Below are 17,778 nucleotides of genomic sequence, written 5' to 3' on the forward strand. Positions count from 1 at the left end.
TGGTCACCTTTATAGTCAGGATTAACGCTATCTGCCGTCAATCCTAGACTTGTTAAAGGTTTTTGAAAAATGAATAATAATGAAAGTAATCGTCTCGTTTAGAGAAAGAACTTAGTTCGAAATCAGACTGGAGAGAAGCCATGGACCTGACACAGCTTGAAGTTTTTGCCGCCGTCGCCGAGGAAGGCAGCGTGACCGCTGCCGCAGAACGGCTACACCGCGTTCCTTCAAATATTTCGACCCGAATCAAACAGCTAGAAGAAGAGTTAGGCACACCGCTTTTTCATCGCGAGAAGCTTCGGCTGCACATTTCTGACCCCGGTAAAACCTTTCTGAGTTATACAAAACGCATTCTGGCTCTGGCGGAAGAGGCAAAGCAGAGTGTGTCGGGCCAGCGGCCAAACGGCATATTTACCCTGGGTTCGATTGAGAGCTGTGCCGCCGTGCACATTCCTCCGGTGCTCGCCCGTTATCATCAGGCTTATCCTGACGTGGAGCTGGATCTGTCGACCGGCCCGTCGGGCGACATGATCGACGGAATTTTGTCCGGTCAGTACAGTGCGGCCTTCGTTGACGGCCCGCCAAAACATCCTGAACTGGAAGGAGTACCGGTTTTTGATGAAGAAATGGTGCTGATTGCCGCATTGAACCACCCGGCCGTCAACCGAGCGAAAGATATCTCCGGCTCAACCATCTACGCGTTTCGCGCCAATTGTTCTTATCGTCGGCTGTTTGAGAACTGGTTTGCCAACGATCAGGCAGTGCCGGGAAAGATTCACGAAATGGAGTCTTATCACGGCATCGTCGCCTGCGTGACTGCCGGCGCCGGACTGGCGTTAATTCCTGCCAGCATGCTCGACAGCATGCCAGGCAAAAGCGGTGTAAAAATCTATCCGCTCGGCAACGAGATGGGAAAAATCAAGATTTGGCTGATGTGGCGTAAAGGCAGCGCGTCGGCCAACCAGAAAGCGATGGTGACGCTGCTTGAGGCAATGAACTGACTGCTCGCCCTGAAAGACACATTCTCAAACAACTGGTTACGTCTGGTATCTTGTAGTCAATCCGACGCCCATATAGGTTATGTTATAACATATCAATTTGATGTGATTATTATCAACTTAAGGGGACAGGATGAAAGGTAAGTTACTGGTATTAGCCGGGGTCGTGGCGCAAGCGACGGTATTGGGTGCTCTCAGCGCTGGTCAAGCTGCGGCGGCCATCACGCCCGTTCTACACGCTATTGGCGTTGAAAATCAGTATGCCGACGTGATTTCGCAAATCGGAGGCAAGTTTGTTGAGGTTGAGGCCATTGAAACGGACCCCAACACTGACCCTCATACCTTCGAAGCCAGTCCGAAAATAGCCGCCGAGATAGCGCATGCCGACCTGGTAGTCATGAACGGCCTGGGTTATGACGCATGGACCGACAAGTTTCTTGCCGCAGCGCCCAACGCCTCACGCAAGGTCATCAACGTGCAACAGCTGATGAATCTGCCGGACAAGACCTCAAACCCGCACCTGTGGTACAAGCCTGAGGTCATGCCCGCAGTAGCGAAACAGATTGCCGCCGACCTCAGCGCGGCGATGCCGGATCAAAAAGCCTATTTCAATGCAAATGCCGGCAAGTTTACCGCCTATTTAGCGCCCTGGCATGCCGCACTGGACAAGCTGAAAAGCGCGTATTCCAACAGTGAAGTGGCGGTCACAGAACCTGTTGGCGACTATCTGCTTCAGGCCGCAGGGCTGAAGATTGCGACACCGTTCAATCTTGAGGCCGCTATCATGAACGGCACCGATCCTGCGCCTCAAGACGTCACCGCGCAAAATGCGCTTTTTGCTGACGGCAGGCTCAAAGTCTTCGTATACAACCAGCAGGTAACGGACCCACTGACTGAGACCTTCCTCAGCCAGGCAAAAACGCACCATATCCCCGTGGTCGGCGTGTATGAAACCATGCCAACCCCGGGCTACCATTATCAAAGCTGGATGCTGGCTGAGACCAACGCGCTGATTAAGGCGTTAACAGACCAGACCTCCACCGAAAGCCTGCTGGCCAGGCACTAAGATGAACGTGGATGACGGCGGCGTGCTGAGCGCAAACCATCTCAGCGTTTCCTATGCGGGAAAAACGGTGCTCGACGGAGTGAGCTTTGGCCTTAAGCCTGGGGAGTTTTGTGGACTGATTGGCTCCAACGGCAGCGGCAAAACCACGCTACTGCGCGCCCTGCTCGGTTTTCAGTCGCTCGACGCAGGTGAAGTGCGAATAGACGGAAAAATGGGCAAAGCAGGTCTACACTCGGTGGGCTATGTGCCACAGAAAATCATGCTCGATGCCGAAATACCGCTGCGCGCGCGGGATCTCGTCACGCTGGGGCTGACCGGTAAGCAGCTGGGTTTTGCCCTCAACTCGCGCGCCGTGAGGCAGCAGGTTGACGCCATGCTTCGAGAGGTTGGCGCAGAAAGTTTTGCCGATGAGCGTATCGGCAATCTCTCGGGTGGCCAGCAGCAGCGCGTGTTAATCGCTCACGCCCTCATCCGCCGACCTCGCCTGCTGCTGCTTGACGAGCCTTTGGCGAATCTCGATATTCGCAGCGTATCAGAAATCGTGGCGCTTCTGCGCCACCTCTGTATTGTCCATCAGGTCAGTATTCTGCTCTCCGCACACGACATGAACCCGCTGCTGTCGTCGATGGACAGTATCGTTTATCTGGCTAACGGGCGCGCCGCCAGCGGCAAAACCGATGAGATCGTGCAAAGTGACGTGCTGAGTCGGCTTTATGGTTACCCCATCGAGGTATTACGCGTCATGAATCGGGTTTTGGTGATTGCTGCCAATGCATCGAGTGACGTCTGTGCCCTGACTTCGCCCCCTGAAAACCTGATGAAAGCATGATTTTTTTATGAATTCCCTGATAAATTTCATAGTAGAGCCCGGATTCTTTAGCAGCGACCCGGTTCAAACCGCGTTGATCGTGGGCAGCGGAACCGCCATCGTTTCTGGTGTGGTCGGCGTATTCACGGTAATACGCGGCCAGTCTTTCGCGGGTCACGCGCTGGCAGACGTCAGCAGCGCAGGAGGTGCGCTCTCCTTCCTGCTCGGTATTAATCCTCTGATAGGCCTCTTGGGTATGGCGCTGCTGGCGTCATTGACCATGGAAATTATCGATATTCGCCGCGCCCGCGAACGTGACCTGATGACCGGCATTGTATTGGGCGCAGGGCTGGGGCTGGCGGCACTGCTGCTGTACTTCGATGTCACGACACGCAGCACCACGGGCGCGGCCGTGACCGTAATGTTCGGGTCGATGTTTGCCATTTCCCCAACGATTATTCCCCTTGCGCTGTGGCTCGGCGGTGGTGCAGTGGCGGTTATCATCGTTATCTATCGTCCTTTATTGCTCAGTTCGCTGGATAAAGAGCTGGCGCAGGTGATGGGCATCAGGACCCGATGGGTGTCGACTTTCTATCTAATGCTGCTGTCGCTGGCGGTTACCCTGTCGGCGATGACCGTCGGCGCGGTCCTCTCTACCGCACTGCTGATTGGCCCGGCAGCAACGGCGCTGCGTATTACCAGGAGGCCGCTTATGGCGATGCTTATGGCCACAATATTAGGGCTAGTGGCGACATGGGGCGGGATTGTACTGGCCTACGACAGCTTTTACTGGACCCCCGGCCACGGCTGGCCAGTCAGCTTCTTTATTGTGGCACTCATCTTTATCGCCTATCTGGCTTCAACCCATCTTATTCGCCTGAAAGGTCATTAACATGTTCTCCAGCTTTATGATCAATCCCTGGATAGTGGTGACTCTGGTCGCGATAGTCGCCGGTCTGGTCGGGTTCTTTGTCGTTCTGCGCGGCGCATCTTTCGCGGCCCACGCGCTGCCGCTGGGCACATTCCCCGGTGCCGCGCTGGCTGGCCTGTTAGGTATTAACAGTTTTATCGGCCTGATAACCTTCGCCGGTCTGGGTGTCATGGGCATTAATCAGTTGGCAAAAAATGGCCGTCATGAGGTGGCGACGGCACTCACGCTGGTGATGCTGCTAAGCCTCGGTACGGTATTTTTAAGCCTGAGCAGTCAATATTCGCAGCAGGTTTATGCACTACTTTTTGGCGAGGTGCTGGGAGTCAGCCGCGCAGAACTCATTCCTGTTGCGCTGATAAGCCTGTTGGTGATTGGCATAACGATGCGGGTATTTTATCCGCTGCTGTTAAACTCAGTCTCGGCGGAGTTAGCAGAGGTTCAGGGTATTTCGGTGAAGAAGATGGAGTTATGGTTTCTGTGCCTACTGGCGTTAGCCACAGCGATGGCCCTGCCGGTCGTGGGTGCGCTGTTGGTGTTCAGCCTGATGGTTGCCCCTGCCGCCGTAGCACACCGGATCACCTCAAGACCGATTCCTGCCGTCCTGCTGTCGATAGCGGTATCGCTTATCACCGTGTGGCTGGCGATTGCCCTTTCCTATGAAACCAACTGGCCGGTAGGTTTCTTCGTCGGCTCAATAGGGGGTGGGCTTTTTATTGCAACATTTCTTTGAAGAGAATGTTTATGGGCGGCTGCCCTGCCCAGCTTTTAAGGTCGAGGTCAATTAACTCCGAGGCGCTTTTCCGGTTTGAAAGCTTCAAGGGGCATTTAACTTTCCGCGCCGTAACCGGGCAAGAGAACCGCGAAGCGGCGCGGGACCACGGCACATTCGATATCACTAAAACAGACTCATCGGCTGGCACGACTCATGAACCGATAACAAGGCGGGGGGAATCCAATGGGGCTTCGCCTTGTAAGCCCCTTTGGCTGGTCTGGGCCAGCGCTTAGCGTGCAAAGCACGTGCCCTTGACCTAAAAAATGCAATTTAAAAACAAATTGCCATTTAAGACAGCTCCTCATGGAAGGCAGCCGTTCTCATCTTCCAGTAGGCCGAGGTACGAATAGCGTTAACATCATGCCCTTTCTGCTCCACGAAGATGTTACGCAGGGACTTGATGATTGACGCCTCAGCCGCACACCACACAAAGCCTTCGCCAGCGGCGAGCTGATGGTTTTTGGCCCATTCAACCAGTTGCTCGGAGCTTTCAACCCAAATAATCTCTGGATTGGCCTGCTGGCTAAATTCACGGCGGTCACGCACATCGTTTGCCAGCGCAACCACGGTCACACGGGTACCCGCCGGTAGCTCTTCCAGACGGCGCGAGATGGCCGGGAAAGCGGTTTCATCACCGAACATCAGCTGCCAGTCGTAGTCCATCGGAATCACGCGTGAACCGCGAGGGCCCGCAATCATCGCCTGGTCACCGGGTTTCACATTTTCAGCCCACTCATTGGCTGGCCCTTCCCCATGCATCGCGAACTCAATGACTAACTCTTTTTTTTCATTATCGTAAAAACGCGGCGTGTAATCACGCATCGCAGGCTCGGCTGCTTCGGGATTAACAATAAATTTTACGTGGTCATCGAACGATGCACTGATAAAATCAGACAGCGAATCACCGCTAAAGGTGATGCGCTTAAAGCTTGGGCTGATTTGCTCTACGCTAACCACGTTAAGGGTGCGTCGTTTGATTTCATGGCGAATAAGCTGCACTCGGTTGGTTGATGTATTTTCGGTCATGATAAGATTGTTCCACTTAGTTGATAATATCAACAATCTAAATGAGAATAGGAGACATTGTCAACTCATGGGTGAATCGCATAACGAAGACGTACTGTGGGTCATGCATATGATCATGCACCGCTACCGCGCTAAACAGTTTGAAATGCTGCGCGATGGCAACCACGACGTTACCCATATGGAAGCGAAAGTTCTGAGCTACGTAGGCAGAAATCCAGGCGCTGCGCCGGGGGATTTATCGCGTTTTATGGAGCGTGACAAAGCACAGCTGGCGCGACTGATTAAAGGTCTGCGCGACAAAGGTCTACTCACCAGCGACAGTGACCCACTCGACCGCCGCATTATGCGTTTGACGTTGACAGAAAGCGGTCTGGAAATCAGAAAAACGATGCAACAGCAGGGGCAACGGCTAAATAAGCTCGGTATTCGCGGCTTTAGCGAGGAGGAGCATCAACAGTTGCTCAGTCTGGTTGGCCGTGTTTACGACAATTTTGAGCAAGAGTAGCCAGTTAAGAGAAACCGAAAAATAAAAAAACCTATGACTTAAAAGTCATAGGCTCCACAACTGGGATAGAAAATCACATTCGACAAGACCGGGGAGATCTCAACATTTACTGCTTCACTTCAGGAGAAAATCATCATTACCGTTGTTAACTTAGCACAGCTCATTCCAATAGCTTCGGCGCAGTAGCCGCTGATATTGACTATTTCTGGCGATACCAGGAAGGGTCAATATTTCCGAGTTCAATGCCATATAAAGATCCTGTCACAAGGAGTGATTCAACCAATCGAGAACTGTCTGCCGTAGTCTGAGTCAAGAAAGTCGCAGAACATCGACGCTTAATTCTTTGCCATAGGGAATTGGCGTTTAAATTTTTGGCCATCATTCACTCCTTATTGCTGTATTCTTTGGGGAGTATTCCCCTCGACTGAATTCAGTAAACCAATATTCGCCGAAGAAATGAAATAATCCTTTTGGCATTACTTATCTGGAAAGCTGCATTTGTCGTTGCTGAGGGCCACCAGCAGCCCTCAGCAACAATCTATTCAAGAGATGACAGGCACAGCCGGTAGCATTAATAAAATAGAAGCAGACGAAATTATGTTCAAAGCTTACTTAATATTAAATGCCCCTCTCTTATTACTCACGACGCAGGCGGCGAGAGAGGATATTGCCCAACGATTGCAGACCCTGTACAACAATGATTAAGACAATGGCCGTCGAGACGGTTGCAAAGGTGTCAAAGCGCTGATAACCATAGGTAATGGCCAGATCCCCTATTCCGCCGCCGCCCACGGTTCCGGCCATGGCGGTTGCGCCAATCAGGCCGATGGTCGCCGTCGTTAAGGCAAGAACCAGAGACGCCAGTGCCTCAGGCAACAGGAAATGCCAGATTGCCTGTAACGGCGTGGCGCCCATCGATTTGGCAGCCTCGATAATTCCCGGATTAATTTCCAATAACGAACTTTCAACCAGTCGCGCAATATAAGGCGCGATATAGATAATAAGTGGCACAATCGCCCCGGGAGTGCCAATCGTGGTATGTACGACAAAACGTGTAAACGGAATGATTGAAATCATCAGAATAATAAACGGCAGCGAGCGCACAATATTAATAACGGGATTAATAATCCTATAGAAAAAAGGATGGTTAACCAGTCCGCCTGGGCGAGTGATGACCAGTAAAATACCGAGTGGCACCCCGAGCAAGGAGCCAATGAGCAAAGAAACGCTGACCATCAGCAGAGTGTCATGCATCGCGCCAAGAAACTGGTCCAGAGTAATAGCCGTATCGAACATTATTGCACCTCCTCTACCCGCACGCCGCACTGCTGTAAATAGGCAATCCCTGCGCGCAATACTTCAGCCTCACCGCTTAACTGAATAATCATAAAGCCCAGAACCGTATCCTGAATTTCTGACATACTGGCAAACAGGATATTAAATTCGAGGTCGAAAGCCTTGCTCATCTGATAAATAACCGGCTGGCCAGCCGTCTCGGCAACAAATTCCAGCCGGAAACGCCGCACCCGGTTATTCGCAGGTGAATGCGGCTCAATGCTTTCCGGCAAACTGTCGCGAACCAGCGTACGCACAAAATTCAGCGTGGTCGGGTGCTGGGGATGCCCAAATACGTCAATGACGTTCCCCTGTTCGACAATCCGCCCCTGTTCCATCACCGCGACTTTGTTGCAGATTTTTTGGATAACCGACATTTCGTGAGTGATAAGCACTAGCGTGACGTTAAATTCATGGCTAATACGCTTGAGTAACATCAGAATCTGTCCGGTGGTCTGTGGGTCCAGGGCCGAGGTTGCTTCGTCACAGAGCAGTATTGAGGGGTTAGTCGCCAGTGCGCGTGCGATACCCACGCGCTGTTTTTGTCCGCCGGAAAGTTCACCCGGATAGCTGCCTGCACGGTCTCCCAGTCCCACCAACTGAAGAAGCTCTTTCACCCTTTCGGCAATGAAGGCCTTGCTCTTTCCGGCTAAAATCAGAGGTATCGCGACATTCTTCCAAACAGTTTTAGACTCCAGCAGATTGAAGCCTTGAAAAATCATGCCGATATCTTTCTTCATTTCCCTGAGTTGCTTCGAGTTAAAATCGCCGATCGCCTGCCCGTTGATGACCACCTCGCCCGCGCTGGGGGTTTCCAGCGCGTTAATAAGCCGTACCAGCGTGCTTTTTCCCGCACCGCTATAACCGATAATGCCGAAAATATCCCCCCTCTCGACGCGTAAATTAATATTGTTCAGTGCGCGTGTCGTAATACCTTTACGCTGAAATACCTTATCAACGTCATGCAGCTCAATCATTTCCTCTCCCCAATACAAAGCAAGCAAAAAACTCGTCAGCCAGGCCGACGAGTAAAAAAGATTATTATTTTAAGTAGTCAGGCAACAGGTAACCCTGATACTGAGGGTTGGAGAGAATATATTCTTTGAACTCGGCAGAGTGATAGCCTGCGACAATATCCTGAGCAAACTGGGCATCTTTATTTTTACCCGCCACCGTGACCACGTTAATAAAGCCTTTTACCGGATTTTCGAGCTTGAGCGCGCTATTAAGCTTCATCCCACTCGAGACGGCGAAATTGCCCTGAATAGCGCCATAGTCTACGTCCGGTAAGGCCCGAACCTGCTGCGCGTTATCCATCTCTTTGAATACCAGTTTGTAAGGATTTTCGGTGATGTCTTTTTGCGAGAAGGTGGCAGGGTCAGATTTTGCCGAAATCTTTATCCAGCCGAGATCCTGGAGCAGCAGCGCGGCACGATATTCATTAGAGGCCTGATTAGGTACTGAAATAGTCTCACCGGGCTGAGGTTTTTCACCGGCCTTATGCTTGTTGGAATAAAGCCCCATCGGCGGAGTGGGCACCTGGACAATACCAACATTATCAATACCAAGTCGATCATTAACGGATTGGAGATAGATAGGATGCTGCATAATATTGCCGTCAATGGCGCCAGTGGCTACGGCATTATTGACCTGAATACCATCACTAAAGTCTTTATAAACCAGTTTATAACCTTTGGCCTCGAGAAAGGGTCCTACACCTTTGGCAAACTGTTCCTCATAAGGTCCGGGATTAAATCCAAGAGTAATCGTTTTATTTGCACTGTCAGCCGCATGCCCTGAAGAACTTACCGCCATTAATAGCAAAGATGCCAAAAATGAAATTTTACCTGTCGACATAAAAATAGCCCTTTTTGATTGATTATCTTCAAGGGCTATCCAATCATATTGAATCTCGCGAGCTAAACAATTAAAAGAGAATTGCTAAGCCAATTTTTATCTATTCACTCATCGTTAAACTGGCTTGCTCTTGGTTTAAAATTTTAAGAAACCAACAGTTCGGAATAATAGCGTTCTGCTACGTCAGGATGCGAGCGTAAACGCCCTTTCAGGTAGTTCCAGCCAACGTCTCGCAACAGGGGATTCTGCGGGTCGCTTTCCGGGCCATTAGCTTGGGCTGCAAGCTCTGACGGCAGCTGAAATACGGGCACCACGGCGTCGAGCTTCGCACCGAGGAAGAACGCCAGGGACAGCCTTTCCTTGCCGGCGGGCGGTGCAACCACACGGTGCACCGTGGCACGAAGATAACCGTTGGTTGCCAGCTCAAGCAGTTCGCCGATGTTAACGACAAAGGAACCTTCAATCGGCAGTGCATCAACCCAACGCCCCTCTTCAACCTCAACCTGGAGTCCCTTTTGCTGATCCTGCAACAGGAAACTCAGGAAGCCAGAATCTTTGTGCGCGCCAACGCCCTGATTACTCTCATTTTCTCCACGGCCTGGATAGCGAATGAGCTTGATGTGCTCATTAGGTTTATCGCCGTACAGCGGGTCAAAAGAGTCCACGGGCAGCGAAAGAGACTCGGCAAAGGCGCGCAGAATTTTTAGCGACATCGCGGTCATGGCTTTTTGCCAGTTCAGCAGCAGCGGTTTTAACTCAGGCAAGGCTTCTGGCCACTGATTTGGCCCCTGAAGCCGAGACCACGCCGGTGAATGCTCTGTCTGCGGAATCGGCTGACGCTCTGCGCCAAGGTCAAACTGCTCGCGCCAGTCGGGTTGCCCTCGCGTGCGCTCTGAGGCTGCACGATTGTAGCCGCGAAAGTGTCGGGAATTGACCATTGCCACACGGTCTTTTTCGGCCTGTGGCAGCGCGAAAAAGTCTCGTGAAGTCCCCTGAACCTGCGACAACAGCGTCGGATCAACGCCGTGATTAATTAAATAAAAGAAGCCGACATCACGGGCAGCAACGCGCAGCTCTTTGAGGAATTCGGCACGGGTAGCGTCTGAACCGTCGAGTTTTGACAGGTCAATAATCGGAATTGAAGAAATCTTTGAATGAGACATAACTGACCCCCTGGTGAATATAACTCAAGATTATCACTGCCAAACCGGCGGCCTAAAGGATTTAAAATGCATTACTTATGCAACATTTTTTGAGTTAGAGTGAGCTGACTTTTCCCCTTCCTTTTCACTATGCTGCCGTATGTTTCCGCTGGCGGAAAAACCACTGAACAACTTTAAGATAAACTCATGATTTCATCACTTTTCGTTGATAACTCTATCAGGGTAAATCAGGAGTTCATCAGTAACTTCATGGATATCTCGACATTTATTGATTGCAGGTGATTGAATGAACCGTCGTAATTTTATTCTCGGAGCCAGCGCGGCTTTGCTTGCAGGATGTGTTAATGCCAAGGAACGGCCGCATAACACGCTAACCATTACCGATACAGAGACTCTGCTGCTTTGGCCGCAAACGCCACCGGGCGGCGGAGGTCCTTCCGGGCCGATGAAACGCGACAAGCGCGGGGCCATCAGCAATATCAGCCAGCCATATCTGACGGTTTATAGGCCGAAAAACCCTAACGGCGCTGCAATGCTTGTTGCGGCCGGCGGAGGTTATAAACGTATCGAAATGGAAACGGAGGCACACCCGGCGGCTCAGTGGCTCAGCGAAAGAGGTATTACCGCCTTTGTTTTAACCTATCGTCTGCCTCATGAAGGCTGGAACGTGGGGCCACTGGCCCCCTTGCAGGATGCACAGCGTGCGTTGCGCCTGATTCGTGCCAACGCGGAAAAAAGGGGTCTTAAAAAGAATCAGATTGGCGTGCTTGGCTTTTCGGCTGGCGGGCACCTGCTTGGGCTCGCCTCGGTTCGCGCCGATTTTCAGTCTTATCCGCCCCAGGACGCGACTGATAATCACAGCGCCAGGCCCGACATCAGCGCACTTATTTATCCGATAATCACCCTCGAAGCGCCGTATGACCATACCTCAACGGCGCATATTCTGATTGGCAGAGACGCCGATGAGCAGGAGGCAGCGAAGTGGTCGGTGCAGACCTACGTTAACCCACAGACCCCGCCGATGTTCCTGGTTCAGGCCAAGGATGACCCCGTTTCTAACCCAATGAACACCGTTATCATGCAGCAGGCCTGCGAAAAGGCGCACGTTCCCTGTGAACTGCACCCACTCGCCAGCGGTGGCCACGGTTTCGGGATGGGGAAACCGGGCTCACCGACCCAATTGTGGCCACACGAATTCCGTGACTGGCTAAAGCAGCGTGGCGAGTTAAGCTAGGGGTCCGCTTGGAAAACGGAATCTATCCTACGCTAAGGCTCTTTATTGCCCTGTAGGGGCCGAAGGTGTGAAACTCTCTGCGACTTACTTTTGGTTCTTAACCAAGTAGTCGCTAAATACTTCTGCCATGTAATCCACAAAAACACGGACCTTCGGTGTCATCTGCCGCGTGCTGGGCCAGAGCATATGAAAAGTGGTTGTATGCGTCATATCATTATTCAGGATTGGCTCCACCTCACCTGTGGCGAGCGCGTCTTTTACCGAGTAATCAGGCAAACAGGCAATACCACGACCTTTTTTCACCATATACAGCAGGACTTCAAGGCTGCTGCAAGTCAGTGTTAAAGGAACAGCCTGAATACCGCCTCGGGTTACAGCGTATTGAAGCGGCCACTGAGCAATTTTCCCTGAATTGGGATAGCGATAGTGCAGGCAAGAATGACCGAATAAGTCTTCTGGGCTGGTAGGCGTTCCTTGATGCTTGAAGTAATCTGGTGAGCCAACGATACACAATTGAAATGATCCGAGTCGACGGGATATTAGTCTTGAATCACTCAACTCACCGCCACGAATGACAACGTCCATTCCATCCTCGATGACATCAGACAATCTGTCGGAAAAATCAAGGTCCAGCTCTATCTGGGGGTAACGTTCCATGAATTGTGAAATCATGGGTAACATCAGCCCTCCCGCCAGCGGCAGACCGACGCGGAGCCTTCCGCGTGGCTGTTCTGTCATCGCTGACAGTTCATCCTCTGCGGCCTGGATTTCACCAAAAATACGATGACATCGTTCCAGAAAGACCTCACCTTCTGACGTCAGACTAACCGAACGTGTACTTCGCTGGAAAAGTCGTACACCCAGACGTTCTTCCAGCCTGGAAATGCTCTTGCTGACTGCTGACGATGAAATGCCTTTTACTCGCCCTGTCGCGATGAAACTCCTTGTCTGCGCTACATGTACAAACACTTCAAGACCATTCATTTTTTCCATCATTTCAAGCACCGAATCATTAGTGACATAAATGTCACATATGTTATGCCATTCATCCCGATTAATCCCGGAGGAATATCATCATATTATTGCCTCTATCCCAGGGGGCTGATTCTTATAGCCTGCCTGATATTCAAATAATCTGATAAAAGAAGGCAGTATGAACAACAGTAAAATCCGAGTAGGTATTATTGGTACCGGTGGCTGGGCCAGATATGGTCACATTCCTGCACTCCAGTCGTTGAGTGATTTTGAGATTGTGGCACTCGCTGGTCGTAACAAAGAGAAAGTGGAAAAATATGCTGCACAGTTCAATATCAGCCAGGCTTACGGTAGCCCCGAGGCGTTACTGGCTAACCCCGACATAGACCTGATTGTTGTTCTGGCTCCGACACCTGAACATGGACGACTGGCAAAGGCAGTGATTGAAGCAGGAAAGGATGTCTACAGTGAGTGGCCCCTTTCCACCACCACGACTGAGTCAGAAGAAATTCTGGCGATGGCAAGTGACAAAGGTGTCAAACATATTGTTGGGTTACAGCGCCGTTTCTCACCCAGTTCCCGATACTGGCATGATCTGATTAAACAGGGTTATGTGGGTAAAATCCGCGCAGTGCGAATGTCCGTGGGCGTTGACGCCTTTGGCGAAGTCATGCCGGAGTTTGCAAAATGGGCAGTAGACGTAGGGAACTTTACTGAACTGTTATCCATCTATGGTGGTCATTTCCACGATATGCTTTTCAAGGGTGTGGGCTTCCCTCAACAGCTTTCGGCTGTCATTAAAAACCAGTTCCCTATCACAACGATTGCCGAAACAGGTGAGAAGATCCCCTATACCGGCCCTAACGAGGTCATGATCATAGGCTCTCTGGCAAATGATGCATTATTTTCTGTTCAGCTTGAAGGCGGACAGACACTACGTACAGGACTTCAGATTGACATCACCGGTACAGAAGGTGTTTTACGCATCACGAATGCACGTGGATTCCAGAATGAAGATGACAACTTAATCCAGGGAATGCGCAATGGTGTCGAACAGTTTGTCGACCTCCCTGTCCCAGCTGAATATACCTATTTACCTGTATCTCATCTTGATGCCAGTTCACAGGACGTTGCTTATCTGTATTCAGCCTATGCCAGGGATAAATTATCTGAAACTAGCGAAGTGACAACATTTGAAGATGCAGTGCGTCAACATCGGTTAATTGACCTGATCACAGAGTCTTCTGAGCGTTTCTTCAGGTAAAAGAGAAAAGCATGCCGCTTGCCTGATTCATTTCAATGAATCAGGCTAAATAAATCCGGGGGCGTTCGCTGGCAGCAACCGAGCCAATGATATGCTCCTTAATAATTCGTTGTGCTCTGAGGATGGGAAAGAAAGATGCTCAGGCCCGCTATCAAGGCCAATACGCCGCCAAGAATAAAAGCGGCGTAGGTTCCCTGAGTATCCGCCAAAAAGCCGCCGAAGAATGCCCCGCAGGCCAGAGCCAGCTGAAATACGCATACCAGCAGCGCAGAACCACCTTCGAATAATTCAGGGGCGGCCTGATAGATCCAGATATTCAGACAAATAGGCAGTGCACCAAACGCCAGTCCCCAAATAACGATAAGTACTGACGCTAATACCTGATTGCTGCTCAGCTGAGAGGCGATTAATACACAAACCCCAATGAACAGAATATTGGTTAAAAAGGCATAGCGGACGCCAAATTTGCGCACGGTGAATTCCGTGAGAAACGTGCCGATAAATCCGGCGATACCGTATCCCATCAGTAATAGAGAGATGGACGACGAGGAAAAATGCATTTGGAAACGCAGCCACGGCTCAAGGTAGGTATAGGCTGAATACTGCGCCGAGGCCATGAAAATTCCAATAATCAATCCTCGCCGAACGCCCTTCATTTTTGCGGCAGACAGCATAGCGCTCAGGCCTATCGAATTCCCCGCAGGCAATAAAGGCAAGGCTATCCACTGGTAAATAAATATCGCCACGGCCAATAGGGTATTCAGCGTAAAGGCCATCCGCCAGCCGTAAAGCTCACCCATATAGGCACTCGCGGGAACCCCAGCGACGGTCCCTAACGCCACTCCGGCACTAATCAGCGAAATCGCTCGCGCACTTTGCGCCTCTGAAACTAATCTTTTACCCGCAGGGATAGAAAAAGACCAGAAGCCACCGGCAGCAAATCCAAGAATAATTCGCCCCAATAAAAGCGTAGATAAATCGGTAGCGAACATCGCAATGGCGTTCGACAGTATCACTGAAACGGAAAGGATCAGCAGTAAAGTGCGACGATTTAATCGCCGTGAAAATAGCATCAACAGCGGTGCGGCAAAGGCGGCGATAAGTCCAGGCAGCATTACGGTCCATCCTGCCTGCCCTTCACTAACGTTGAGCGCTTTGGCAATCGGCGACAATAGCCCAATCGGTAAGAATTCAGAATTGATTAACACAAAAGTTCCGCACGCTAATGACAAGACGGCGGACCAGCGTTGCAGGGAGGACATTTGTCGCTCAGAACTCAGCGTTGTGCATTGAGACATTTTTATTCCCTCAGTTTTGCTCGATATAGAACGAAATCTGAGACAATGCGTCAACTATTTTTATAAAAATCATTAACTTAATAACATATTGGTCTTAAGTTATCACAATTTGTGCATTACCAAACTGACCTGCACAGCGCCTGCGACGTCAGAGCTGGAGGTCAGGTTCATTAAAACTCTTTTAAGTATGTTGTAACTAATATAACTGTTACCTATCGGTTCATGGCATTAAATTCAGCCAATGAATAATTTCGTCGCAAAGCGCTGCGGGTTGCTCAAGGGGGATCATATGACCACAGTTTTCGATCACGCGAAGCTCTGCCCCGGGGATATGGGTTTGCAGCTCGGTTGACTCTTCCAGACTGCGCATACGGTCATTTCGCGCCGCGATAACCAGCGTTGGGCAGTGGATTTGCGAAAGCCTGTCGGTATCACTGCTGCGGTCCAGGCGCGACTGACGAACAAAGACCTCATAGCCGAGGCGCTGCCCCATCCCCTTCAGGCGCTGCAAAAGCTCAGGGTCCTTGCTGCGGTCAACGTGGAGCGAATAGCCCAGCGAGAGATGACTTAATCCGTTGTAGGAATGTGCCGTGACCGCGTCGGCAGCGCTGGCCTTTGTGCGCTGCTGCAACGCCGAGTCCGCTCGACTTGAGGTAGCAACCAGAATCAACGCCGTGACACGTTCAGGAATGCGTTGCTGTATCTTGCGCGCAATGTAACCGCCCATCGAAAAGCCCAACAGAACAAAATTTTGCGGACAGGTTTCGATGATGCGTTCGGCCATCTCATCCATCGTGTGGCCGCTGTCTAGCTGGGCAAAAGTCAGCGCCGCCCCCTGCGCTTTTAAAGGTTCAACGACGTCATCCCACAGGCGGTCATCGGTCATATAACCTGGGATCAAAACGATATTCCCTAAAGACATCGGCGATTTCTTCCTTGTGCAGTCATTACAATTAACAATATTTTGGAAACATCACGCCATATTTTCAGACAGCGAGAAACCACGAATAGGTAAATCGGGGCTGTTGGCGCAGTCGGAAAGATAGCGCGCTGGCGGTTTCCCCTGCGCCTTGCGGAACATGGTCACAAAACTGCTGGCACTTTCGTAGCCTAAGTCGAGTGCTACGGTTTGCACGCTCGCCCCGCCTGAGAGTTTCTGTAGTGCGAGGATAACATGCAGCTGTTTACGCCAACGGTGAACGCTGACGCCAACCTGGTTAACAAAAGTGCGGCTCAAACTACGCTCGCTCATGCCGATACGCCCAGCCCATTCGGCCAACGTCGATTTGTCGGCGGGGTCTTGCAACATGCCGTCGGTCAGTTGTCGCAGACGATTGTCTCGCGGCAGCGGCAGATAAAGGTCTTCCACTTCGGCCACCGTTAGCTGATCAAGCAACACGTTGATTATCTTACCTTCGGGTCCCTGCTCATCGTAAAGCAGCGGGAAGTGCGCGGCGTGCAGCAGGAGTTCTCGCAGTAGCGGCGTCACCGACAAGGTACAGCAGGAGGTCGGTAACGAAAGATTGGCGTCGGGTTCAACAAACAGGCTATAGCACTGATTCACGCCCGTTCCGCGTGCAGAGTGCATTAATCCGCTCGGGATCCATACCGCACACTGCGGAGGCACGACCCAAACACCCTGCTCCAGCTCACAGCTGATGATACCTTCGAGCGTATAAATCAGCTGTGCCTTACGGTGGCAATGCATGGCTTTTTCCCATGAACCGTTGGTGCGCGAAGCACCTACCGCAATCACCGGCCTCTCAATATCGTCGATAGCAACACGATTACAATCGCCGGGATGGCATTGAATAATTGGCATCGTTTATTAAAACTCCGTTAAGATTTGGCCGATTTGATAAATAATATGGCTGAATTGCGCATTGTAGTCCAGCGTTCGGAGTGGCTAAATGGCTACCTTAACGGGGGAATCAAAATATGTATCACGAAAGTATTGTCAGTGAACTGTTGGATTGGATTGAACATAACTTGGATCAGTCCTTAACATTAGACACCATTGCCGCGAAATCGGGCTACTCAAAATGGCACCTGCAACGCCTGTTTAAAAGTTTTACCGGCCAGACACTCGGGACTTATACACGACAACGTCGTCTGACGATGGCCGCGACCGAACTGCGTCTGACGCAAAACTCTGTATTACGCATTGCCGATAAGTATCAGTTTGATTCTCAGCAGACGTTTACCCGCACGTTTAAAAAGCAGTTTAAAACAACACCTGCGGTTTATCGTCGTCTGGATCATTGGCCGAGCTATGGTATGTGTCCGAAGATTGAGCTGGAAGCCGCGCATGAGCAACCCAGTATACAGCCTGTTGCCGTGAGCGAGCTGGAGAAGGAAAAACCGGAGTTAGAATGGATGGGGCTAAAGAGCAGTACGCCGAGTTACCACTGTCAAAAAACCGTCTGGACCCACTGGAAACCGTGCAGTGACGGCGTAAGTTCAAAATCTTGCTAATTTAAGATGGGGAGAAAATTGCTTTCTCCCCATCCTAAATATTTATTGTTTAATCTTAGAGAACAGACTCC

The 17,778-nt window shown here is 51.0% G+C and carries 17 protein-coding genes and 1 pseudogene; 9 read left to right on the forward strand and 9 right to left on the reverse strand.

The window, feature by feature from the left end:
- Positions 1-140 precede the first annotated feature (140 nt).
- The 5 genes from ptrR to O1V65_RS08015 all read left to right on the forward strand — a co-directional run bounded on the left by ptrR (position 141) and on the right by O1V65_RS08015 (position 4,533).
- Positions 141-1,001, forward strand: a complete 861-nt coding sequence (gene ptrR, locus O1V65_RS07995; protein WP_269130398.1) for a putrescine utilization regulator PtrR — start codon at positions 141-143, stop codon at positions 999-1,001.
- Between the two features lie 130 nt (positions 1,002-1,131).
- Positions 1,132-2,064 carry a metal ABC transporter solute-binding protein, Zn/Mn family gene (locus tag O1V65_RS08000; RefSeq protein ID WP_017490810.1) on the forward strand — a complete coding sequence of 311 codons (933 nt, stop codon included), beginning with the start codon at positions 1,132-1,134 and terminating at the stop codon, positions 2,062-2,064.
- A gap of 1 nt (position 2,065) precedes the next feature.
- Entirely contained in the window at positions 2,066-2,893 is an 828-nt protein-coding gene (locus O1V65_RS08005) for a metal ABC transporter ATP-binding protein (protein ID WP_227977456.1), read from the forward strand.
- Between the two features lie 7 nt (positions 2,894-2,900).
- A complete protein-coding gene (locus O1V65_RS08010) occupies positions 2,901-3,764 on the forward strand; it encodes a metal ABC transporter permease (RefSeq protein ID WP_165429486.1) in 864 nt (287 codons plus the stop codon).
- Between the two features lies 1 nt (position 3,765).
- Positions 3,766-4,533, forward strand: coding sequence for a metal ABC transporter permease (locus O1V65_RS08015; RefSeq protein WP_192503676.1), 768 nt, complete (start codon positions 3,766-3,768; stop codon positions 4,531-4,533).
- 330 nt (positions 4,534-4,863) lie between these two features.
- On the opposite strand, the gene O1V65_RS08020 is transcribed toward O1V65_RS08015, so the two are convergent.
- Positions 4,864-5,601 carry a siderophore-interacting protein gene (locus O1V65_RS08020; protein WP_269130399.1) on the reverse strand — a complete coding sequence of 246 codons (738 nt, stop codon included), beginning with the start codon at positions 5,599-5,601 and terminating at the stop codon, positions 4,864-4,866.
- 67 nt (positions 5,602-5,668) lie between these two features.
- Here O1V65_RS08020 and O1V65_RS08025 point away from each other — a divergent pair, with 67 nt between their 5' ends.
- Positions 5,669-6,106, forward strand: a complete 438-nt coding sequence (locus O1V65_RS08025) for a MarR family winged helix-turn-helix transcriptional regulator (protein WP_017490804.1) — start codon at positions 5,669-5,671, stop codon at positions 6,104-6,106.
- 636 nt (positions 6,107-6,742) lie between these two features.
- Here O1V65_RS08025 and O1V65_RS08030 read toward each other — a convergent pair.
- The 4 genes from O1V65_RS08030 to O1V65_RS08045 form a co-directional block, all read right to left on the reverse strand.
- Positions 6,743-7,402: a methionine ABC transporter permease gene (locus O1V65_RS08030; RefSeq protein WP_017490803.1), complete on the reverse strand. Its 660-nt coding sequence runs from the start codon at positions 7,400-7,402 to the stop codon at positions 6,743-6,745.
- Complete coding sequence (locus tag O1V65_RS08035; protein ID WP_084912036.1) at positions 7,402-8,418, reverse strand: methionine ABC transporter ATP-binding protein; 1,017 nt, start codon at positions 8,416-8,418, stop codon at positions 7,402-7,404. Before O1V65_RS08035 ends, O1V65_RS08030 begins: the two co-directional genes overlap by 1 nt.
- A gap of 64 nt (positions 8,419-8,482) precedes the next feature.
- On the reverse strand, positions 8,483-9,256 hold the full coding sequence (locus O1V65_RS08040; protein WP_139802768.1) for a MetQ/NlpA family ABC transporter substrate-binding protein: 774 nt from the start codon (positions 9,254-9,256) through the stop codon (positions 8,483-8,485).
- A 185-nt stretch (positions 9,257-9,441) separates the two neighbouring features.
- Positions 9,442-10,461 (reverse strand): isopenicillin N synthase family dioxygenase, encoded by a 1,020-nt coding sequence (locus O1V65_RS08045; protein WP_017490800.1) that lies wholly within the window; start codon positions 10,459-10,461, stop codon positions 9,442-9,444.
- Positions 10,462-10,747: 286 nt separating this feature from the next.
- On the opposite strand from O1V65_RS08045, the gene O1V65_RS08050 reads away from it, so the two are divergent.
- A complete protein-coding gene (locus O1V65_RS08050) occupies positions 10,748-11,695 on the forward strand; it encodes an alpha/beta hydrolase (RefSeq protein ID WP_269130400.1) in 948 nt (315 codons plus the stop codon).
- A gap of 84 nt (positions 11,696-11,779) precedes the next feature.
- On the opposite strand, the gene O1V65_RS08055 is transcribed toward O1V65_RS08050, so the two are convergent.
- Positions 11,780-12,688, reverse strand: a complete 909-nt coding sequence (locus O1V65_RS08055; RefSeq protein WP_026110379.1) for a LysR substrate-binding domain-containing protein — start codon at positions 12,686-12,688, stop codon at positions 11,780-11,782.
- 160 nt (positions 12,689-12,848) lie between these two features.
- Between O1V65_RS08055 and O1V65_RS08060 the strand changes: the two genes are divergently transcribed.
- A complete protein-coding gene (locus O1V65_RS08060) occupies positions 12,849-13,934 on the forward strand; it encodes a Gfo/Idh/MocA family protein (protein ID WP_084912047.1) in 1,086 nt (361 codons plus the stop codon).
- A gap of 98 nt (positions 13,935-14,032) precedes the next feature.
- Here the strand turns inward: O1V65_RS08060 and O1V65_RS08065 are convergent, their stop codons facing one another.
- The 3 genes from O1V65_RS08065 to O1V65_RS08075 all read right to left on the reverse strand — a co-directional run bounded on the left by O1V65_RS08065 (position 14,033) and on the right by O1V65_RS08075 (position 17,054).
- Positions 14,033-15,232 carry an MFS transporter gene (locus O1V65_RS08065; protein WP_026110378.1) on the reverse strand — a complete coding sequence of 400 codons (1,200 nt, stop codon included), beginning with the start codon at positions 15,230-15,232 and terminating at the stop codon, positions 14,033-14,035.
- Between the two features lie 220 nt (positions 15,233-15,452).
- Positions 15,453-16,154: an alpha/beta fold hydrolase gene (locus tag O1V65_RS08070; protein ID WP_269130401.1), complete on the reverse strand. Its 702-nt coding sequence runs from the start codon at positions 16,152-16,154 to the stop codon at positions 15,453-15,455.
- Positions 16,155-16,205: 51 nt separating this feature from the next.
- The gene (locus O1V65_RS08075) at positions 16,206-17,054 is read right to left on the reverse strand and encodes an AraC family transcriptional regulator (protein WP_017490794.1); all 849 of its coding nucleotides are present in this window, start codon (positions 17,052-17,054) and stop codon (positions 16,206-16,208) included.
- Between the two features lie 116 nt (positions 17,055-17,170).
- On the opposite strand from O1V65_RS08075, the pseudogene O1V65_RS08080 reads away from it, so the two are divergent.
- Positions 17,171-17,530 (forward strand): annotated as a pseudogene (locus O1V65_RS08080) (helix-turn-helix domain-containing protein); the annotation flags it as partial.
- Between the last annotated feature and the right edge of the window lie 248 nt (positions 17,531-17,778).

It is taken from the genome of Rouxiella badensis, from assembly GCF_026967515.2.
Classification (GTDB): Bacteria; Pseudomonadota; Gammaproteobacteria; order Enterobacterales; family Enterobacteriaceae; genus Rouxiella; species Rouxiella badensis.

What these genes read in the sequence shown, in the direction of transcription:
- ptrR (WP_269130398.1), top strand. Translation starts at nt 141, where the DNA reads ATGGACCTGACACAGCTTGAAGTTTTTGCCGCCGTCGCCGAGGAAGGC.
- O1V65_RS08000 (WP_017490810.1), top strand. Translation starts at nt 1,132, where the DNA reads ATGAAAGGTAAGTTACTGGTATTAGCCGGGGTCGTGGCGCAAGCGACG.
- O1V65_RS08005 (WP_227977456.1), top strand. Translation starts at nt 2,066, where the DNA reads ATGAACGTGGATGACGGCGGCGTGCTGAGCGCAAACCATCTCAGCGTT.
- O1V65_RS08010 (WP_165429486.1), top strand. Translation starts at nt 2,901, where the DNA reads ATGAATTCCCTGATAAATTTCATAGTAGAGCCCGGATTCTTTAGCAGC.
- O1V65_RS08015 (WP_192503676.1), top strand. Translation starts at nt 3,766, where the DNA reads ATGTTCTCCAGCTTTATGATCAATCCCTGGATAGTGGTGACTCTGGTC.
- O1V65_RS08020 (WP_269130399.1), bottom strand. Translation starts at nt 5,601, where the DNA reads ATGACCGAAAATACATCAACCAACCGAGTGCAGCTTATTCGCCATGAA.
- O1V65_RS08025 (WP_017490804.1), top strand. Translation starts at nt 5,669, where the DNA reads ATGGGTGAATCGCATAACGAAGACGTACTGTGGGTCATGCATATGATC.
- O1V65_RS08030 (WP_017490803.1), bottom strand. Translation starts at nt 7,402, where the DNA reads ATGTTCGATACGGCTATTACTCTGGACCAGTTTCTTGGCGCGATGCAT.
- O1V65_RS08035 (WP_084912036.1), bottom strand. Translation starts at nt 8,418, where the DNA reads ATGATTGAGCTGCATGACGTTGATAAGGTATTTCAGCGTAAAGGTATT.
- O1V65_RS08040 (WP_139802768.1), bottom strand. Translation starts at nt 9,256, where the DNA reads ATGGCGGTAAGTTCTTCAGGGCATGCGGCTGACAGTGCAAATAAAACG.
- O1V65_RS08045 (WP_017490800.1), bottom strand. Translation starts at nt 10,461, where the DNA reads ATGTCTCATTCAAAGATTTCTTCAATTCCGATTATTGACCTGTCAAAA.
- O1V65_RS08050 (WP_269130400.1), top strand. Translation starts at nt 10,748, where the DNA reads ATGAACCGTCGTAATTTTATTCTCGGAGCCAGCGCGGCTTTGCTTGCA.
- O1V65_RS08055 (WP_026110379.1), bottom strand. Translation starts at nt 12,688, where the DNA reads ATGGAAAAAATGAATGGTCTTGAAGTGTTTGTACATGTAGCGCAGACA.
- O1V65_RS08060 (WP_084912047.1), top strand. Translation starts at nt 12,849, where the DNA reads ATGAACAACAGTAAAATCCGAGTAGGTATTATTGGTACCGGTGGCTGG.
- O1V65_RS08065 (WP_026110378.1), bottom strand. Translation starts at nt 15,232, where the DNA reads ATGTCTCAATGCACAACGCTGAGTTCTGAGCGACAAATGTCCTCCCTG.
- O1V65_RS08070 (WP_269130401.1), bottom strand. Translation starts at nt 16,154, where the DNA reads ATGTCTTTAGGGAATATCGTTTTGATCCCAGGTTATATGACCGATGAC.
- O1V65_RS08075 (WP_017490794.1), bottom strand. Translation starts at nt 17,054, where the DNA reads ATGCCAATTATTCAATGCCATCCCGGCGATTGTAATCGTGTTGCTATC.